The organism is Streptomyces sp. LX-29 (assembly GCF_029541745.1).
In the GTDB taxonomy this organism is placed as follows: Bacteria; Actinomycetota; Actinomycetes; order Streptomycetales; family Streptomycetaceae; genus Streptomyces.
Genome location: NZ_CP089746.1, coordinates 1,074,768 through 1,088,994, shown reverse-complemented (window position 1 = coordinate 1,088,994; position 14,227 = coordinate 1,074,768). Strand labels below are relative to the sequence as shown.

At 73.0% G+C, this 14,227-nt stretch carries 13 protein-coding genes; 7 read left to right on the top strand and 6 right to left on the bottom strand.

Translation table 11 applies throughout. The features are described 5' to 3' along the window. Positions 1 to 19 precede the first annotated feature (19 nt). A complete protein-coding gene (tgmB, locus tag LRS74_RS04730) occupies positions 20 to 1,063 on the top strand; it encodes an ATP-grasp ribosomal peptide maturase (RefSeq protein ID WP_277739794.1) in 1,044 nt (347 codons plus the stop codon). Continuing rightward, on the top strand, positions 981 to 2,099 hold the full coding sequence (locus LRS74_RS04725; protein ID WP_277739793.1) for a methyltransferase domain-containing protein: 1,119 nt from the start codon (positions 981 to 983) through the stop codon (positions 2,097 to 2,099). The genes tgmB and LRS74_RS04725 overlap by 83 nt, the downstream gene beginning before the upstream one ends. Before the next feature lie 62 nt (positions 2,100 to 2,161). On the opposite strand, the gene LRS74_RS04720 is transcribed toward LRS74_RS04725, so the two are convergent. Both LRS74_RS04720 and LRS74_RS04715 read right to left on the bottom strand, forming a co-directional pair. Continuing rightward, positions 2,162 to 2,614, bottom strand: coding sequence for a DUF1801 domain-containing protein (locus LRS74_RS04720; RefSeq protein ID WP_277739792.1), 453 nt, complete (start codon positions 2,612 to 2,614; stop codon positions 2,162 to 2,164). Between the two features lie 113 nt (positions 2,615 to 2,727). Then, entirely contained in the window at positions 2,728 to 3,135 is a 408-nt protein-coding gene (locus LRS74_RS04715; protein ID WP_277739791.1) for a RidA family protein, read from the bottom strand. A 160-nt stretch (positions 3,136 to 3,295) separates the two neighbouring features. On the opposite strand from LRS74_RS04715, the gene LRS74_RS04710 reads away from it, so the two are divergent. Together LRS74_RS04710 and LRS74_RS04705 are read left to right on the top strand one after the other, a co-directional pair. Beyond that, complete coding sequence (locus tag LRS74_RS04710; protein WP_277739790.1) at positions 3,296 to 3,676, top strand: helix-turn-helix domain-containing protein; 381 nt, start codon at positions 3,296 to 3,298, stop codon at positions 3,674 to 3,676. Positions 3,677 to 3,790: 114 nt separating this feature from the next. Next, the gene (locus LRS74_RS04705) at positions 3,791 to 4,081 is read left to right on the top strand and encodes a hypothetical protein (protein ID WP_277739789.1); all 291 of its coding nucleotides are present in this window, start codon (positions 3,791 to 3,793) and stop codon (positions 4,079 to 4,081) included. Positions 4,082 to 4,150: 69 nt separating this feature from the next. On the opposite strand, the gene LRS74_RS04700 is transcribed toward LRS74_RS04705, so the two are convergent. Beyond that, a complete protein-coding gene (locus LRS74_RS04700) occupies positions 4,151 to 5,137 on the bottom strand; it encodes a LacI family DNA-binding transcriptional regulator (protein ID WP_277744597.1) in 987 nt (328 codons plus the stop codon). A gap of 203 nt (positions 5,138 to 5,340) precedes the next feature. On the opposite strand from LRS74_RS04700, the gene LRS74_RS04695 reads away from it, so the two are divergent. Beyond that, positions 5,341 to 6,297 (top strand): ROK family protein, encoded by a 957-nt coding sequence (locus LRS74_RS04695; RefSeq protein WP_277739788.1) that lies wholly within the window; start codon positions 5,341 to 5,343, stop codon positions 6,295 to 6,297. Positions 6,298 to 6,356: 59 nt separating this feature from the next. Here LRS74_RS04695 and LRS74_RS04690 read toward each other — a convergent pair whose 3' ends face one another. Both LRS74_RS04690 and LRS74_RS04685 read right to left on the bottom strand, forming a co-directional pair. Then, on the bottom strand, positions 6,357 to 7,010 hold the full coding sequence (locus LRS74_RS04690) for an NAD(P)H-binding protein (RefSeq protein ID WP_277739787.1): 654 nt from the start codon (positions 7,008 to 7,010) through the stop codon (positions 6,357 to 6,359). A gap of 485 nt (positions 7,011 to 7,495) precedes the next feature. Then, entirely contained in the window at positions 7,496 to 9,676 is a 2,181-nt protein-coding gene (locus LRS74_RS04685; protein ID WP_277739786.1) for an NPCBM/NEW2 domain-containing protein, read from the bottom strand. Positions 9,677 to 9,987: 311 nt separating this feature from the next. Here LRS74_RS04685 and LRS74_RS04680 point away from each other — a divergent pair, with 311 nt between their 5' ends. Next, on the top strand, positions 9,988 to 11,025 hold the full coding sequence (locus LRS74_RS04680; protein ID WP_277739785.1) for an NUDIX hydrolase: 1,038 nt from the start codon (positions 9,988 to 9,990) through the stop codon (positions 11,023 to 11,025). Between the two features lie 443 nt (positions 11,026 to 11,468). Here LRS74_RS04680 and LRS74_RS04675 read toward each other — a convergent pair whose 3' ends face one another. Continuing rightward, positions 11,469 to 12,857 (bottom strand): dipeptidase, encoded by a 1,389-nt coding sequence (locus LRS74_RS04675; RefSeq protein WP_277739784.1) that lies wholly within the window; start codon positions 12,855 to 12,857, stop codon positions 11,469 to 11,471. Positions 12,858 to 13,014: 157 nt separating this feature from the next. Between LRS74_RS04675 and LRS74_RS04670 the strand changes: the two genes are divergently transcribed. After that, positions 13,015 to 14,220, top strand: a complete 1,206-nt coding sequence (locus tag LRS74_RS04670) for a geranylgeranyl reductase family protein (RefSeq protein ID WP_277739783.1) — start codon at positions 13,015 to 13,017, stop codon at positions 14,218 to 14,220. Positions 14,221 to 14,227 lie beyond the last annotated feature (7 nt).

The following is a 14,227-nucleotide window of genomic DNA, read 5'->3' as shown; positions in this document are numbered from 1 at the left end:
GGCACGAAGGAGGTAACCCGTGACGGTCCTGGTGCTGACCCGCGCCTCCGACGCGGTAGCCGACCTGGTGATCGGGGAACTCAACGACCGAGCCGTGCCCTTGGTGCGGCTCGACCCCGGGGACTTCCCCGAACACCTCACCATCCGCGCCCGCACCGGCCCCGGCACCGCTACATGGCATGGGGCGTTGCGCGGGCAGTACCGGGACCTCGATTTAGGGGACGTGCACGCCGTCTACTACCGGCGCCCGTCCGCGCACAGGCTCGCCGCCGCCCTGTCCGCCGACGACGCCGCATGGGCACACTCTGAGGCCCGCGCCGGACTCGGCGGACTGCTCGCCGCACTCGACTGCACATGGGTCAACCACCCGCACCGCAACGCCTATGCGGCGCTCGCCCCCGTCGCCCTGGCCACTGCCGCTCGCTGCGGTCTCACCGTGCCCCGCACCCTCATCACCAACGACCCAGACGAGGCCCGCGCGTTCGTCGGTGATCTGCCGGGCAAGATGGCCGCGTACAAGTCCCTCGGCCCCGGCGGCCCGACCGCCTACGCGGGATCCCCTTATGCCCTGTGGACCACGCAGGTGCGCGTCGACGACATCGACGACTCGGTGAGGCTGACCGCGCACCAGTTTCAGCAGTGGATCCCCAAAGCGTATGAGGTACGGCTCACCGCCGTCGACGACCGCATGTTCGCCGCCGAGATCCACGCCGGCACGGACGCCGCGGCCGTCGACTTCCGCACCGATTACGACAGCCTCACCTATCGGCTCCGCACGGTCCCCGAGCACATCGCGGACGGGATGTACAGACTGCTTGGAGAGCTGGGGCTCCGCTACGCCGCGAGTGACTTTCTCGTTAGTCAGGATGACGGCGGCTGGTACCTCGTCGACGTCAACCCGAACGGACAGTTCGGATTCATTCCCGAACTGCGCACCCCCATCGCACGCGCTCTCGCTGATCTACTCGAAGGAACTGCCCATGATCACCACCGAATCGGCCGAGCGGCTACGCCGCCGCATGGCCGATCAGCTCGTCGCCGAGGGAACCCTGCGCTCGACTGAATGGCACGCAGCGTTCGCCGCCGTCCCGCGCGAACTGTTTGTTCCCGAATTCACCGTGCGCACCGCTGGTGGAGCCCTCACCACTTACCGCATGAGCGACCCCGGATACCTCGAAGCCGTCTATGCCGATGTCTCGCTGCTCACCCGGCATGACGCGCACGGCACCACGACCAGCTCGTCAACCCGCCCGACCATGATGGCGCTCATGTTGGAAGCCCTCGCCCCCAACGAGGGCCGGGTGCTCGAAGTGGGCACCGGCACCGGCTACAACGCCGCCGTACTCTCACACCGCTACGGCTCCCGCCGCATCGTCTCCCTCGACATCGACCCCAGCCTCGTCGGCGCCGCCCGCACCCGCCTCGCCGCCGCCGGCTACACCCCCACCCTCACGGTTGGTGACGGCACCAGGGAATGCCCCGAGCACGCCCCCTTCGCCGGGCTGATCGCCACCTGCGGTATCGGCCGCATCCCCCAAGCGTGGTCCGCGCAGGTACGCCCGGGCGGAAGCATTGTCGCCAACCTCGGATGCGGGCTCGTCGCCCTTACCGTCGGCGACGACCACAGCGCCGCCGGCCGCTTCCTGCCCACGCTCGCCGCCTTCATGACCGCGAGGTCCAACCGCACCATCGTGGCCGCCCCCGCCCGCAGCCATGCCGGACAGCTCATGACCGCCGTCGGCCCCTCCCGTGAGATCGATCTGCCCGTCGACCTCACCGCGGACATGCCGCGATTCCTCGGCTCCCTCGTGCAGCCCGACGTCGTCGAGCTCACTCTCATCGACGACAACGACCGGCAGGTGCACGGCCTCACGCACGCCGCCTCGGGATCATGGGCGCGCATCACCCCCCGTGAAGACGGGAGCGCCCGCCTCGAAGCCGGCGGGCCACGCGCTCTCTGGGACGAGCGCGCCCCGCTGCTTCGGCATTGGGCCGGAGCGGGCACCCCCGGCGCCGACGCCTACACCCTGAGCGTTCACTCGAACGGACGCCACTCGCTCCAACTCGACGACGGCACTCGCTGGGCCCTCAGCGCATAGTGGAGGAGAAGGAGTGAGTCGCCAACGCCCGGGTCAGTCTTCCTCCGTTCACCGGGCACCCGTCAGCTCACCGCCCGCTTCACGAGCGCCGCGATCCGCTGCTCCACCTCGGGTGTCACCTCGGTCAGGGCGAAACCGGTCGGCCACATCGGGCCCTCGTCCAGTTTCGCCTGGTCGCTGAAGCCGAGCGTGGCGTAGCGGGCCTTGAACTTCTCCGCGCTCTGGAAGAAGCAGACGACCTTGCCGTCGAGCGCGTAGGCGGGCATCCCGTACCAGAGCTTGGGGGCGAGGGAGGGGGCGTTGGCGGTGATGACGGCGTGGACGCGCTCGGCCATGACCCGGTCCGAGTCCCGCATCTCGGCGATCTTCGCGAGCACGTCCCGCTCCGCCTGCGCCGCCTTGTCCGCGCGCGAGCCGCGGCGCGCGGCCTTCTTCAGCTCCTGGGCGTGGTCCTTCATCGCGGCCCGCTCCTCGGCCGTGAAGCCCTCGTGCGCGCTGCTGTCGCTGCTGCTCATGGCGGATCGCCCCCGTGGGAGATGTCGGCATCTCGATCGAATCTTGAGGGGAACCGTACCCCCGGCCACTGACATTCGTCGGTGACCAGCGCGGACAGCAGGGCCAAGCCGGTTCAGTCGAGGACCGCGGTGGCTTCGATCTCGACCAGGTGCTCGGGGACGTCCAGTGCCGCGACGCCCAGCAGCGTGGCCGGCGGGGTCGGGGTGACGCCCAGCTTCGCGGCCGCGCGGGAGATTCCCTCCAGGAGCGCGGGCATCTTGTCGGGGGTCCAGTCGACGACGTGGACGGTCAGTTTCGCGACGTCGTCGAAGGAACCGCCCACCCCGGCCAGGGCGGTACCGACGTTGAGGTAGCACTGCTCGACCTGCGCGGCGAGGTCGCCTTCGCCGACGTTGATCCCCTGGGCGTCCCAGGAGACCTGTCCGGCGATGAAGACGAGTCTCGACCCCGTGGCGATCGACACCTGCCGGTAGACGTCGATGACGGGCAGTCCGTCGGGGTTCACCAGGGTGATGGCCATGTCGCCGCTCCTTGTCCGGGCACCGGTGTGCCCGCGTCCGTCGCACCACGAACGCTCGTGCCGAACCACCAGCATTCGTGGGCTCTTGTGGTTACTCAGGAACCGTAGGAGAGTGGCGGCTGACGTGGAAGAACGCACTTTTCAGTGACTGGGGAACCTGATGGTGACCAAGCAGTTCGGGGGCTCGCCCGAGGATGTGGACCTGCGGCGCGCGGACTCGTTGGCGCGGGAGATCTTCTCGGACATCGCCAACAAGTGGGCGTTGCTGATCATCGAGGCCATCGGCGAGCGCACCCTGCGCTTCAGCGAGTTGCGCGACGAGGTCGAGGGCATCAGCCACAAGATGCTCACCCAGAACCTGCGGATGATGGAGCGCAACGGCCTGGTCGAGCGCGAGGTCCACCCCACCGTGCCGCCGCGCGTCGAGTACACCCTCACCGAGCCGGGCCGGGCCCTGCGGGCCACGGTCGACGGCATGTGCGACTGGACCCAGCGGTACCTCGGACACATCGAGGCCGCCCGCCGCCACTTCGGCGACTGACGATCGACAGGACACCGGTGAGCCGGGACGGCCGCGGCGCGCCGCGGAGGCCGGCTCCGCCCCCGCGCGGCCGAAGGAAAGTGTCCCGGGCGCACACTCCTCGTTAGGCCGCGCATGACCAAGCGCTTCGCCCTCGCCGCGCTGGCCGGCGCCGCCTGCACCCTGGGTGCCACCGGCGCCGTAGCCGCGCCCGTGCCGGAGGGCCGTATCTCGTACTCCGGGGAGCACGCCACCCCGTACACCCCCGCCCAGGGGGAGCAACCGCGGATCGGCCCGCAGCCGGGCGGGGCTCCGAGGTGGCTCGGCCAGGTGAACCGGCTCAACGAGGCCGGGCAGGTCGTGCGGGACATGGACTCCGCACTCGGGATCGTCGCCCCGGTGAACGACGCGCTGCCGCTGAACTAGGCCCCGGAGCCCCCCGCAAGCCGTCCGCCGGTCCTCCGTGCCGCGCCGTCGGCCGCTGTCGGTCCGCCGTCAGTCCGCCGGCGGAATCTCCCCCGACCCGCGCGCGATCAGCCGCGTGGGCAGGACCACCTGGCGGGGCTCGTCGGCGCCGCCGTCGAGGCGGCGGAAGAGCATGTCGGCGGCGGTGCGGCCGAGTTGGGCGGCGTCCTGGGCGACGACGGTGACGGCGGGGGAGAGCAGGTCGGCGAGTTCGAAGTCGTCGAAGCCGACGAGGGCGACGGGGCGGGGGCGGGCGGCGAGGACGCGGACGGCGGTGACGGTGACGCGGTTGTTGCCCGCGAAGAGAGCCGTGACGGGGGCCGGGGTGTCGAGCATGACCCGCGCGGCGGAGCGCACGCGGTCCGGGTCGGTGGGGCCGAGGGAGAGCCAGGAGTCGTCCACCGGCAGGCCGGCGGCGGCCATGGCGGCGCGGTAGCCGCGGAGGCGTTCGGCCGCGGTGTGGATGCGGGGCTGGTCGCCGATGAAGCCGATGCGGCGGTGGCCGTGCGCGATGAGGTGGGCCACGGCGTCGCGAGCCCCGCCGAAGCAGTCGGAGAGGACGGCGTCGGCGGCGAGCCGGGCGGCCGGGCGGTCGACGAAGACGGTGGCGACGCCCGCGGCGATCTCGGGTTCGAGATAGCGGTGGTCCTGCCCGGCCGGGATGATCACGAGGCCGTCGACGCGGCGCGCGCAGAGGGCCAGCACCAACTCCTGCTCGCGCTCCGGATCCTCGGCGCTGGAGCCGTTGATGAGCAGCGCGCCGTGGGAGCGGGCGACCTCCTCGACGGCGCGGCTGAGCGGACCGTAGAAGGGGTCGGCCAGGTCCTCGAGGACCAGCCCGATGCTGGCGGTGCGGCCCTTGCGGAGGATGCGGGCGCTGTCGTTGCGCCGGAAGCCGAGGGCGGTGATCGCCTCCTGCACCCGGCGCTCGGTGTCCGGGGTGACCCCGGGCTCCCCGTTGACCACGCGGGAGACCGTCTTGAGACCGACCCCGGCGCGGGCGGCCACGTCCTTCATCGTGGGCCGGGTGCCGTACCGGCGTGGGACGGTGCTGCTGGCGGGATCGACCACGGTGCGCGGTTCCTGTCTGCCGTTTTCCGGGGGCGGTCTGATGGTAGTAAGGAGAGTCGAGCATAGCCTCTGGACAACGTTGTCAGTGGCAGGCGAGACTATTCGGGCACGCATCCCCGTCCGCGCGGCCACCAGGAGAGACGACCCGCATGGCACGTGACCTCATCGCCGCGCTCGACATCGGCGGCACCAAGATCGCGGGCGCGCTGGTGGACGGCGCCGGCAAGCTGGTCGTACGGGCCCGGCGGGCCACCCCCGCGAGGGAGCCCGGAGCGGTGGTGATGGGCGAGGTCAGGGCGGTGCTGGAAGAGCTCGCCGGCTCGGCGCAGTGGTCGCGGGTGGCCGCCGTCGGGATCGGCAGCGCCGGGCCGGTCGACGCCTCCGTCGGCACCGTCAGCCCCGTCAACATCCCCGGCTGGCGCGACTTCCCGCTCGTCGCGGGCGTACGCGAGACGACCGGAGCGCTGCCCGTGACCCTGGTCGGCGACGGCGTGGCGATGACCGCGGCCGAGTCCTGGCAGGGCGCGGCCCGGGGTCGCACCGGCGCCCTGTGCATGGTGGTCTCCACCGGGGTCGGCGGCGGGCTGGTGCTGGACGGTCGGCTGTACCCCGGGCCGACCGGCAACGCCGGCCACATCGGCCACATCAGCGTGGAGTTGGACGGAGACCCCTGTCCCTGCGGCGCGCGCGGCTGCGTCGAAACCGTCGCCAGCGGCCCCAACATCGCCCGCCGCGCGCTCGCCCTCGGCTGGCGTCCGGGCCCCGGCGGGGACACCGGTGCCGCCGCCGTCGCCGAGGCGGCCCGCGCCGGCGACCCCGTGGCCCGGGCCTCCTTCGAACGCGCCGCCCGTGCCCTGGCGGCCGGCATCGCCGCCACCGCGACCCTCGTCGAGATCGAGGTGGCGGTGGTCGGCGGCGGCGTCGCCGGTGCCGGCGAGGTGCTCTTCGGCCCGCTCCGCCAGGCGCTGCGCGACTACGCCACCCTCTCCTTCGTGCGCGACCTCACCGTCGTGCCCGCCGAGATGGGCACCGACGCCGGGCTGGTGGGGGCCGCCGTGGCGGCCGCCTGGGAGGCGCGGCTGGACGGGTTCGCCGCCGCTCGGTGAGCGGTGTCGCGCTCCGCGGGAGCTCGCCCCGTTCTCCGACCGCTTCCGCGCGGTCGCGCTCACGCCGTCACGAAGTCCCCGTACGTGTGCACCCGGGTGCCCGGCCCGGCCGTGGCGAGGGTCCTGGTCATGGCCGCCGCGAGCCGCTCCACCCGCACCGGGCGGTACGGGCGCAGCGGTCCGGCCAGCAGCGGGGCGAAGACGGGCGCCAGGACCACGCCGAGGCGCTCCGCGGGCCGGCTCTCCGCGCGGGCGCCGAGCAGCAGGGACGGGCGGAAGATGTGCGTGGACGCGTACTCCAGGCCGACGACGTCGCGTTCGGCCTCTCCCTTGACCCGTAGGTAGAACGCCCGCGCGGTCGGGCTCGCGCCGATGGCCGAGCACAGCGCGATACGGCGGGCGCCGGCCAGCCGGGCGAGGCGGGCGACCGTGACGACGTGGTGGTGGTCCACCGCGCGGAACGCCTGCCGCGACCCGGCGGCCTTCATCGTCGTGCCCAGGGTGATGTACACGTCCTCGACGGCGGGCACGTCGTCCTCCGCGAGCGCGGCGAAGTCCACGATGCGGACGTCGAGTTTCGCGTGTGAGACCTCAAGAGGGCGGCGGGAGAGGACCGTCACGCGCTCGTAGAGCGGGTCGGCCAGCAACCGGGACAGGACCTGCCCACCGACGAGGCCGGTCGCTCCTGCCAGTAGTGCGGTACGCGCGTTCATCGATTCCCACCATCGTCTCGCCGGGGCCGGGGCCGGGGCCGGGGCCGGAGCCAGGGCCGCGGCCGGAGCCGGAGCCGTGGGCCCTCGTCACCGTTGCGAGTTGATCGTACGGGGCGGGGGAGCACGGCGGACGTGCCTGCGCGCGGCGGAGCGGAACCACCCGCTCAGCGCTCCGAGGCGGTGTCGGAATCGCCGGAACGCACGATGTGCCGGCCCCAGACGTTCGGTGGCTGGGGCCGGGAAGCCCACGAACCCGGATGGGTCGGGAGCCCGACCCATCCGGGACGGTGCGAGCCCTCGTGGGCGGGGCGAGGCGGCCGGGCCGCGTGCCGCGGTCTGCCGTACGACGGGGCTCGCACCCTGGGCGCCGTACCTCGGACAGCGCGCCCTCGGACAGTGCGCCCGCGGGCAGCGTCCCGTCGGACAGCGTGTCCGCGGTCACCGCACGCGCGGTCATCGCCCGCGCTCACCGAGCCGGGGTGCGGCTACCGCGCGGTCGTCGGTCCCGCGCAGCTCAGCCTGGCGTCCGCCCAGTCCGCGTGGTCGGAGTTGATGCCGTCGCCGGCGTCGGTGACGACGAGACGGATCAGCCGGGCGCCGGTGACGTCGGCGGAGAGCGGCTGGGCCGGCATGGCGGTGGTGAGGACGCCGGTGCCGGCGACCTTCCTGCCGTCGGCCCAGATCTCGAAGGTCACCGAGCCGTTGGACTCCTTCTCGTCGTCCACCCCGACCTGGGCGGTGACCCGCTCGCAGCGCCCGCCCGCGTAGTACTCGACGCTGCTGGGCGCGTGGGCGCCGAGGCCCTTGGCGTAGACGGTGCCGCCGATGGTGATCGGGCTGCCGTCGCCCGCGCGGGACTCGCCGACGCTGGTGTTCTTCTCCACCGGCCCCCAGCCGTTGTCGGCGAGGAGCCAGTCGAGGTCGCTGAGGGACGGGTGGCCGGCGGGCGGCGGGACGGCCACCCTGCCCTGGACGGGCAGTTCGGCCTGGGCTGGCGTCCCCCGCACCGAGCGGTACGCGGACGTGACGTCCAGGTCGTACCCGCCGACCGGAGTGCCCTTCGGCGGGGTCACCGACCAGGTGATGGTCAGCGCGCGACCGGCGGCCAGGGTGCGGGCGGTGGTCGGTGTGAGGGGCCGTACGGTCCAGCCCTGGGGCGCGGTCAGCCGGGTCGAGACCTGCCGGGCGGGGGCGCGGCCCAGGTTGGTGACGGTGGTGGTGACCTCCACCGGCGTGCCGGGCTCGGTCAAGGGGGGCTCGTCCAGGCCCAGTTCGACGGCCGGGGGATAGTCCGCCCAGGCGCGGTCGGGCCAGACCCGCACCAGTACCGTGCCGTGCGCCGGCACGGTCGCGGAGATGGCGCCGGCGGAGTGGTAGCTCCTGTGCTGCCACAGGTCGCGCACCTGGTACGCGGTGTCGGCCGGCAGCCCGACCTCCTGCGCGGTGGTGGAGATCCGTCGCGCCGTACCGGACTCGTTGAAGAGTGCCACCGCGCGGCTGCCGTCGGCCATCTCCTTGGCGACGACCCAGCGGCCGCCGGTGGAGGACCGTACCGTGCCCTGCTTGCCCAGCGGGTCCTGGTCGACGGCGATGACCTCGCGGTTGCCCAGGATCCGGAACGCCTCCTCGTCCGCGGTGCGCAGATCGGAGCCGATGAGCAGGGGCGCGGCCATGATGGACCACATGGAGAAGTGGGTGCGGTACTCGGTCGGGGTCATCCCGCCGTTGCCCACCTCCAGCATGTCGGGGTCGTTCCAGTGGCCGGGGCCCGCGTAGCGCGCGAGCGGCAGGTTCCGCTTCATGATCGACACCATGCTGGACCAGTTGTCGCTGATGTCGCCGGTGGTGCGCCACAGATGGCCGACATCCCGGGCCCACTCCCAGGGCCTGTTCTCGCCCCACTCGCACAGGCTGAAGACGATGGGCCGGCCGGTGGTCTGGGAGGCGGCCTTGAGGGCGTCGCGCATGGCGGTGTAGCGCTGCTTGGCGTCCACGCCCTGGTTATTGCAGTTGTCGTACTTGAGGTAGTCGACTCCCCAGTCGGCGAACTGCTGGGCGTCGGAACGCTCATGGCCGAGGCCGCCGGGGAAGCCCGCGACATCGCAGGTCTTGGTGCCCGCGCTGGTGTAGATGCCGAACTTCAGGCCCTTGGAGTGGACGTAGTCGGCGACGGCCTTGATGCCGTGCGGGAAGCGGACGGGGTCCGGGACGAGCTTGCCGTTCGCGTCGCGCCGCGGGAGCGCCCAGCAGTCGTCGATGTTGACGTACTCGTATCCGGCCTCCTTGAGGCCCCTCGCCACGAAGATGTCGGCGATGCCCTTGATCATCGCCTCGTTGAACTCCGCCCGGCAGTGGGTGCTGTTCCAGTTGTTGAAGCCCATCGGGGGTGTCAGGGCCAGCCCGTCGCCGGGGGCGGACGCGGCCGGAGGGGCGGCAGCGGCGTCTTGCCGGGCGGAGGTGACGTTATGGCGGGCGGGAGCGGCGTCCTGGCGGGCGGCCGGCGCGGGGCCGGGGTCCGGTGTGCGCGCCGGGGCGGCCGTCGCCGCCGGGGCGGCGGCCAGGCCGGTGCCGCAGAGCAGGGCGGCGGCGAGCGCTCCGAGGAGGGGGGTCGGCCGGTTCCGTCCGCCCGGTCCGGGCGGGGATGTGCGGGGGCATGGTCGGCGCATCGGTGAGTCTCCGTCCTCACGGGGGTGACGCAAAGCCATGTACGCGTCATGCTCGATCGAGCGGTTACGGTAGACCTTGTTGGACTATGTTGGAAGAGTGAACTGAAAGGCGGTCAGTTTTCTCGCCAAAGGCGGTATCTCCGGCCCGAGCGAGGGGAGCGGTCGGACAGATCGCGTTGGGTTGTGTTCGATTGCCCCTCGGGGGAAGGGGGGTACGCGCCGCCTGTGGCGTGTCCGGCTCCCTCGGTGTCGCGCGTTTCCATGGCAGGGTGTTGCGGGAACTGACAGGGGGCGACGGAAGAGGGGGAACCGTGATCGTCTGGCTGAACGGAACGTTCGGCGCGGGGAAGACCACCGCTGCGCGCATCCTGGTGGACCTGCTCCCCGGCAGCACGCTCTACGACCCGGAGTTGGTGGGCGACGCCCTGCGCGTGATGCTGCCGCGCAAGCGCCTGGAAGACGTTTCGGACTATCAGGACCTGCCGTCGTGGCGGCGGCTCGTCGTGGAGGTCGGAGCGGCGCTGTACGCCGAGACCGGCGGGGTGTTGGTGGCGCCGATGACGCTGTTCAGACAGGACTACCGCGACGAGATCTTCGGGGGCTTCGCCTCCCGCCGGATCCCGGTGCGACATGTGTTGCTGCATGCCGACGAAACGATCCTTCGCCGGCGGATCGAGCTCCGTGAGGAGATACCGGGAGATGCCGAGGCCAGCGCTTCGGTGCGCCGGTGGTGCCTGGACCACCTCGCGCCCTACCGGTCGGCCCTGAGCTGGCTCACCGGCGACGCCTACGTCCTGGACACCGGCTCCCTCACTCCTGACGAGACGGCCGAGCGGGTCGCCGAGGCCGTCCGCCGCGGGGACGCCGGACCGTGCGACATCGTGCAGACCCCGGAGCCCACGGCCCAGACCGTGGCCGCGGGGGTCCTCTTCTTCGACGAGGAGGATCGGGTGCTGCTCGTCGACCCGACCTACAAGCCCGGTTGGGAGTTCCCCGGCGGCGTCGTCGAGACCGGCGAGCCGCCGACGCGGACCGCGGTCCGTGAGGTCGCGGAGGAGCTGGGGGTACGGCTGGACCGGCCGCTGCGACTGCTCGTCGTCGACTGGGAACCGCCCCGGCCGCCCGGCCACGGCGGTCTGCGGTTGCTCTTCGACGGCGGCCGGCTCGACGCCGACACCGCCGGCCGGCTGCTGCTGCCAGGCGACGAGCTGCGCGGCTGGCGCTTCGTCTCCGAGCGCGAGGCGGCACAACTGCTGCCACCGACCCGGCTGCACCGGCTCAGCTGGGCGCTGCGGGCGCGCGAGCGGGGGCGTCCGCTGCACCTCGAGGCGGGGGTGCCGGTCGGCTGACCGCCGACATCGGACCGCCCGGTCGACCACGGGCCCGTGACCTGGGCCCGTGACCTGGGCCCGTGACCCTGGGCCCGTGACCCTGGGGCGCCCGATCCCGCGGCCCTGGCCTTGGACCCATCCCTGGATCCCGGCCCGGGCCCGGACGACCCCGGGCGAACCGAGGTGCCCCCAGGTGCCCCGGCGGTCGTCCTGGGCGCCGCGGCGGTCGCGGGACGGAGGGACCGCGGGACGGGGACGTGAGGGCCGGGGGAGTCGGCCGCCCGCGCGGGGCCGGGGTCCGACCCCGGACCGCGGGAGTCGGCCGCCCGCGCGGGCCGGGGTCCGACCCGCCCGGCAGGTCACCGGGGGCCGGGCCCCGGGCGACGGGTGGTTCGGCCGGGCGTCGCGAATGGCCGTGCGCCGTCGTGGCCCGGCCGCGTGGGCCGGGCGGGCGGCGACGCCTAGCGGGCGTGGGCGGCCGCGTACTTCTGGAGGAAGAGGGCCTCGGTGAGGGAGAGCCGCTGGAGCTCCTCGGGAGAGACGCTCTCGTTGACGGCGTGTATCTGCGCGTCCGGCTCGCTGAGCCCGATCAGCAGCATCTCGGCCCGCGGGTACAAGGCGGCCAGGGTGTTGCAGAGCGGGATCGAGCCGCCCATCCCGGAGACCGCCATCTGCTGCCCGTCGTAGGCCTCGGAGAGCGCCGCGCCCATGGCGGCGTACGCCGGGCTGTCGGTGTCCGCGCGGAACGGCTGACCCTGCCCGAGCTGCTCGACCGCCACCCGGGCGCCCCACGGGGCGGCCTGCTCCAGGTGCGCGGTCAGCAGCCCGGTGACCTCGGTGGCGTCGAAGCCCGGCGGGATCCGCACGCTGACCAGCGCCGCGGCGCTCGCCTGGATGGACGCGGTGGCGCCCACGACCGGCGGGCAGTCGATGCCCATCACGGTCACGGAGGGCCGAGCCCAGACGCGGTCGGCGACCGTGCCCGAACCGGTCAGCTCCACGCCGTCGAGCACCTTGGCGTCCCTGCGGAAGTCCTCCTCCGGGTAGGGGATGCCGTCCCAGGTGCCGTCGGCCGGCAGCCCCTTGACCGTCGTGGATCCGTCCTCGGCGCGCAGCGAGTCCAGGATGCGGATCAGCGCGGCGAGCGCGTCCGGGGCGGGGCCGCCGAACTGCCCCGAGTGCAGGTTGCCTTCGAGGGTGTCGACCTGGACCCGGACCAGCGTCATGCCGCGCAGGATCCCGGTGACGGTCGGCAGGCCGACCCGGAAGTTGCCGCTGTCGCCGATGACGATGACGTCGGCGGCCAGCAGCTCGGGGTTGGCCTCGGCGTACCGCTCCAGGCCGCCGGTCCCCTGCTCCTCCGAACCCTCCACGATGACCTTGACGTTGACCGGCACCCCGCCGTGCTCCCTGAGCGCGCGCAACGCCGTGAGGTGCATGATCACGCCGCCCTTGCAGTCGGCCGCGCCGCGCGCGTACCAGCGGCCGTCGCGCTCGGTCAGCTCGAACGGCGGGGAGAGCCAGGCGTCCTCGTCCAGCGGCGGCTGCACGTCGTAGTGGGCGTAGAGCAGCACGGTCGGGGCGCCCGCCGGGCCGGCCAGGTAGCCGTAGACGGACTGCGTGCCGTCGGGGGTGTCCAGGAGCGCGACGTCCGTGAAGCCCTCCGCGCGGAGCGCGTCCGCGACCCAGTTCGCGGCGGCCTCGCACTCGCTCTTCGGGAACTGCGCCTCATCCGCCACCGACCGGAACCGCACCAGCTCGGCGAGCTCCGCGCGGGCGCGGGGCTGCAGCGCGGCGACGGTCCGGGCGATCGCCGGGTCGGCGGACGAGGCGAGTGGTGCCTGCTCCATGGGAACGCTCCTGAGGTGCTCGGCGTTGGGCACTGTGGTGGGTACGTTTGTACGACTTGGTGCGTGGTCGATCCTCCCACAGCGCTGCCCGAACCGGGCGCGCCGTAGGATGCCCCGGTAGCCGGATCAAGTCGGTCGAAGTGGAGCGACAGCACACGTGAGCAGCGACAACGCAAGCCAGGGCAGTGAACCGGTGTGGGACGTCGTGGTGGTCGGCGCGGGCCCCGCGGGTGCCTCCGCGGCGTATGCCGCCGCCGTCGCGGGACGCCGGGTGCTGCTGCTGGAGAAGGCCGAACTGCCCCGCTACAAGACCTGCGGCGGTGGCATCATCGGCCCCTCGCGAGACGCGCTGCCGCCCGGTTTCGAACTGCCGCTGCGGGAGCGCGTGCACGCCGTGACGTTCTCGCTGAACGGCAGGCTGACCCGCACCCGCCGCTCCAGGCAGCCGCTGTTCGGCCTCATCAACCGGCCTGAATTCGACGCCGGCCTGGTGCGGGCGGCGCAGGACGCGGGGGCCGAGGTCCGCACCGGCGCCGCCGTCTCGCGCGTGGAGCAGCACGGCCCGTCCGTCCCCGACCGGCGCACGGTCGCGGTGGTGCTGTCCGGCGGGGAGACCGTGCTCGCCCACGCCGTGGTCGGCGCTGACGGCAGCGCGAGTCGCATAGGCGCCCATGTCGGGGTCAAGCTCGACCAGGTCGACCTGGGCCTGGAGGCGGAGATCCCGGTGCCGCCGACCGTCGCCGAGGACTGGGCGGGCCGCGTGCTCATCGACTGGGGCCCCATCCCCGGCAGTTACGGATGGGTCTTCCCCAAGGGCGACACGCTGACCGTGGGCGTCATCTCCGCCCGTGGCGAGGGCGCCGGCACCAAGCGCTATCTGGAGGAGTTCATCGCCCGACTGGGCCTGGCCGGCTTCGAGCCGAGCATCTCCTCCGGGCATCTGACCCGCTGCCGCTCCGACGACTCGCCGCTGTCGCGCGGTCGGGTGCTGGTGTGCGGTGACGCGGCCGGCCTGTTGGAGCCGTGGACCCGCGAGGGCATCTCCTTCGCGCTCCGCTCGGGGCGGCTCGCTGGGGAGTGGGCGGTGCGGATCGCCGAGGCGCACGACGCGGTCGACGCCCGGCGTCAGGCCCTGAACTACGCCTTCGCCATCAAGTCCGGGCTCGGTGTGGAGATGGGCGTCGGTCGCCGGCTGTACGCCGCGTACGCCCGCCGCCCCGGCATGTTCCACGCGGCCATCACCGGCTTCCGGCCGGCCTGGCGCGCCTTCACGAAGATCACTCGAGGTACGACGACGCTGGCCGAGCTGGTGCGCACGCATCCGATGGCGCGGCGGGCCCTGATGGCGGTCGACAAGGGCTGAGCCCTCG

Bases quoted from the DNA above. Each gene is read 5' to 3' on its own strand.
- LRS74_RS04720 (WP_277739792.1), bottom strand. From the start codon at position 2,614: ATGAGCAGCAGCGACAGCAGCGCGCACGAGGGCTTCACGGCCGAGGAG.
- LRS74_RS04710 (WP_277739790.1), top strand. From the start codon at position 3,296: ATGGTGACCAAGCAGTTCGGGGGCTCGCCCGAGGATGTGGACCTGCGG.
- LRS74_RS04700 (WP_277744597.1), bottom strand. From the start codon at position 5,137: ATGAAGGACGTGGCCGCCCGCGCCGGGGTCGGTCTCAAGACGGTCTCC.
- LRS74_RS04690 (WP_277739787.1), bottom strand. From the start codon at position 7,010: ATGAACGCGCGTACCGCACTACTGGCAGGAGCGACCGGCCTCGTCGGT.
- LRS74_RS04675 (WP_277739784.1), bottom strand. From the start codon at position 12,857: ATGGAGCAGGCACCACTCGCCTCGTCCGCCGACCCGGCGATCGCCCGG.
- LRS74_RS04685 (WP_277739786.1), bottom strand. From the start codon at position 9,676: ATGCGCCGACCATGCCCCCGCACATCCCCGCCCGGACCGGGCGGACGG.
- LRS74_RS04695 (WP_277739788.1), top strand. From the start codon at position 5,341: ATGGCACGTGACCTCATCGCCGCGCTCGACATCGGCGGCACCAAGATC.
- LRS74_RS04725 (WP_277739793.1), top strand. From the start codon at position 981: ATGATCACCACCGAATCGGCCGAGCGGCTACGCCGCCGCATGGCCGAT.
- LRS74_RS04715 (WP_277739791.1), bottom strand. From the start codon at position 3,135: ATGGCCATCACCCTGGTGAACCCCGACGGACTGCCCGTCATCGACGTC.
- LRS74_RS04705 (WP_277739789.1), top strand. From the start codon at position 3,791: ATGACCAAGCGCTTCGCCCTCGCCGCGCTGGCCGGCGCCGCCTGCACC.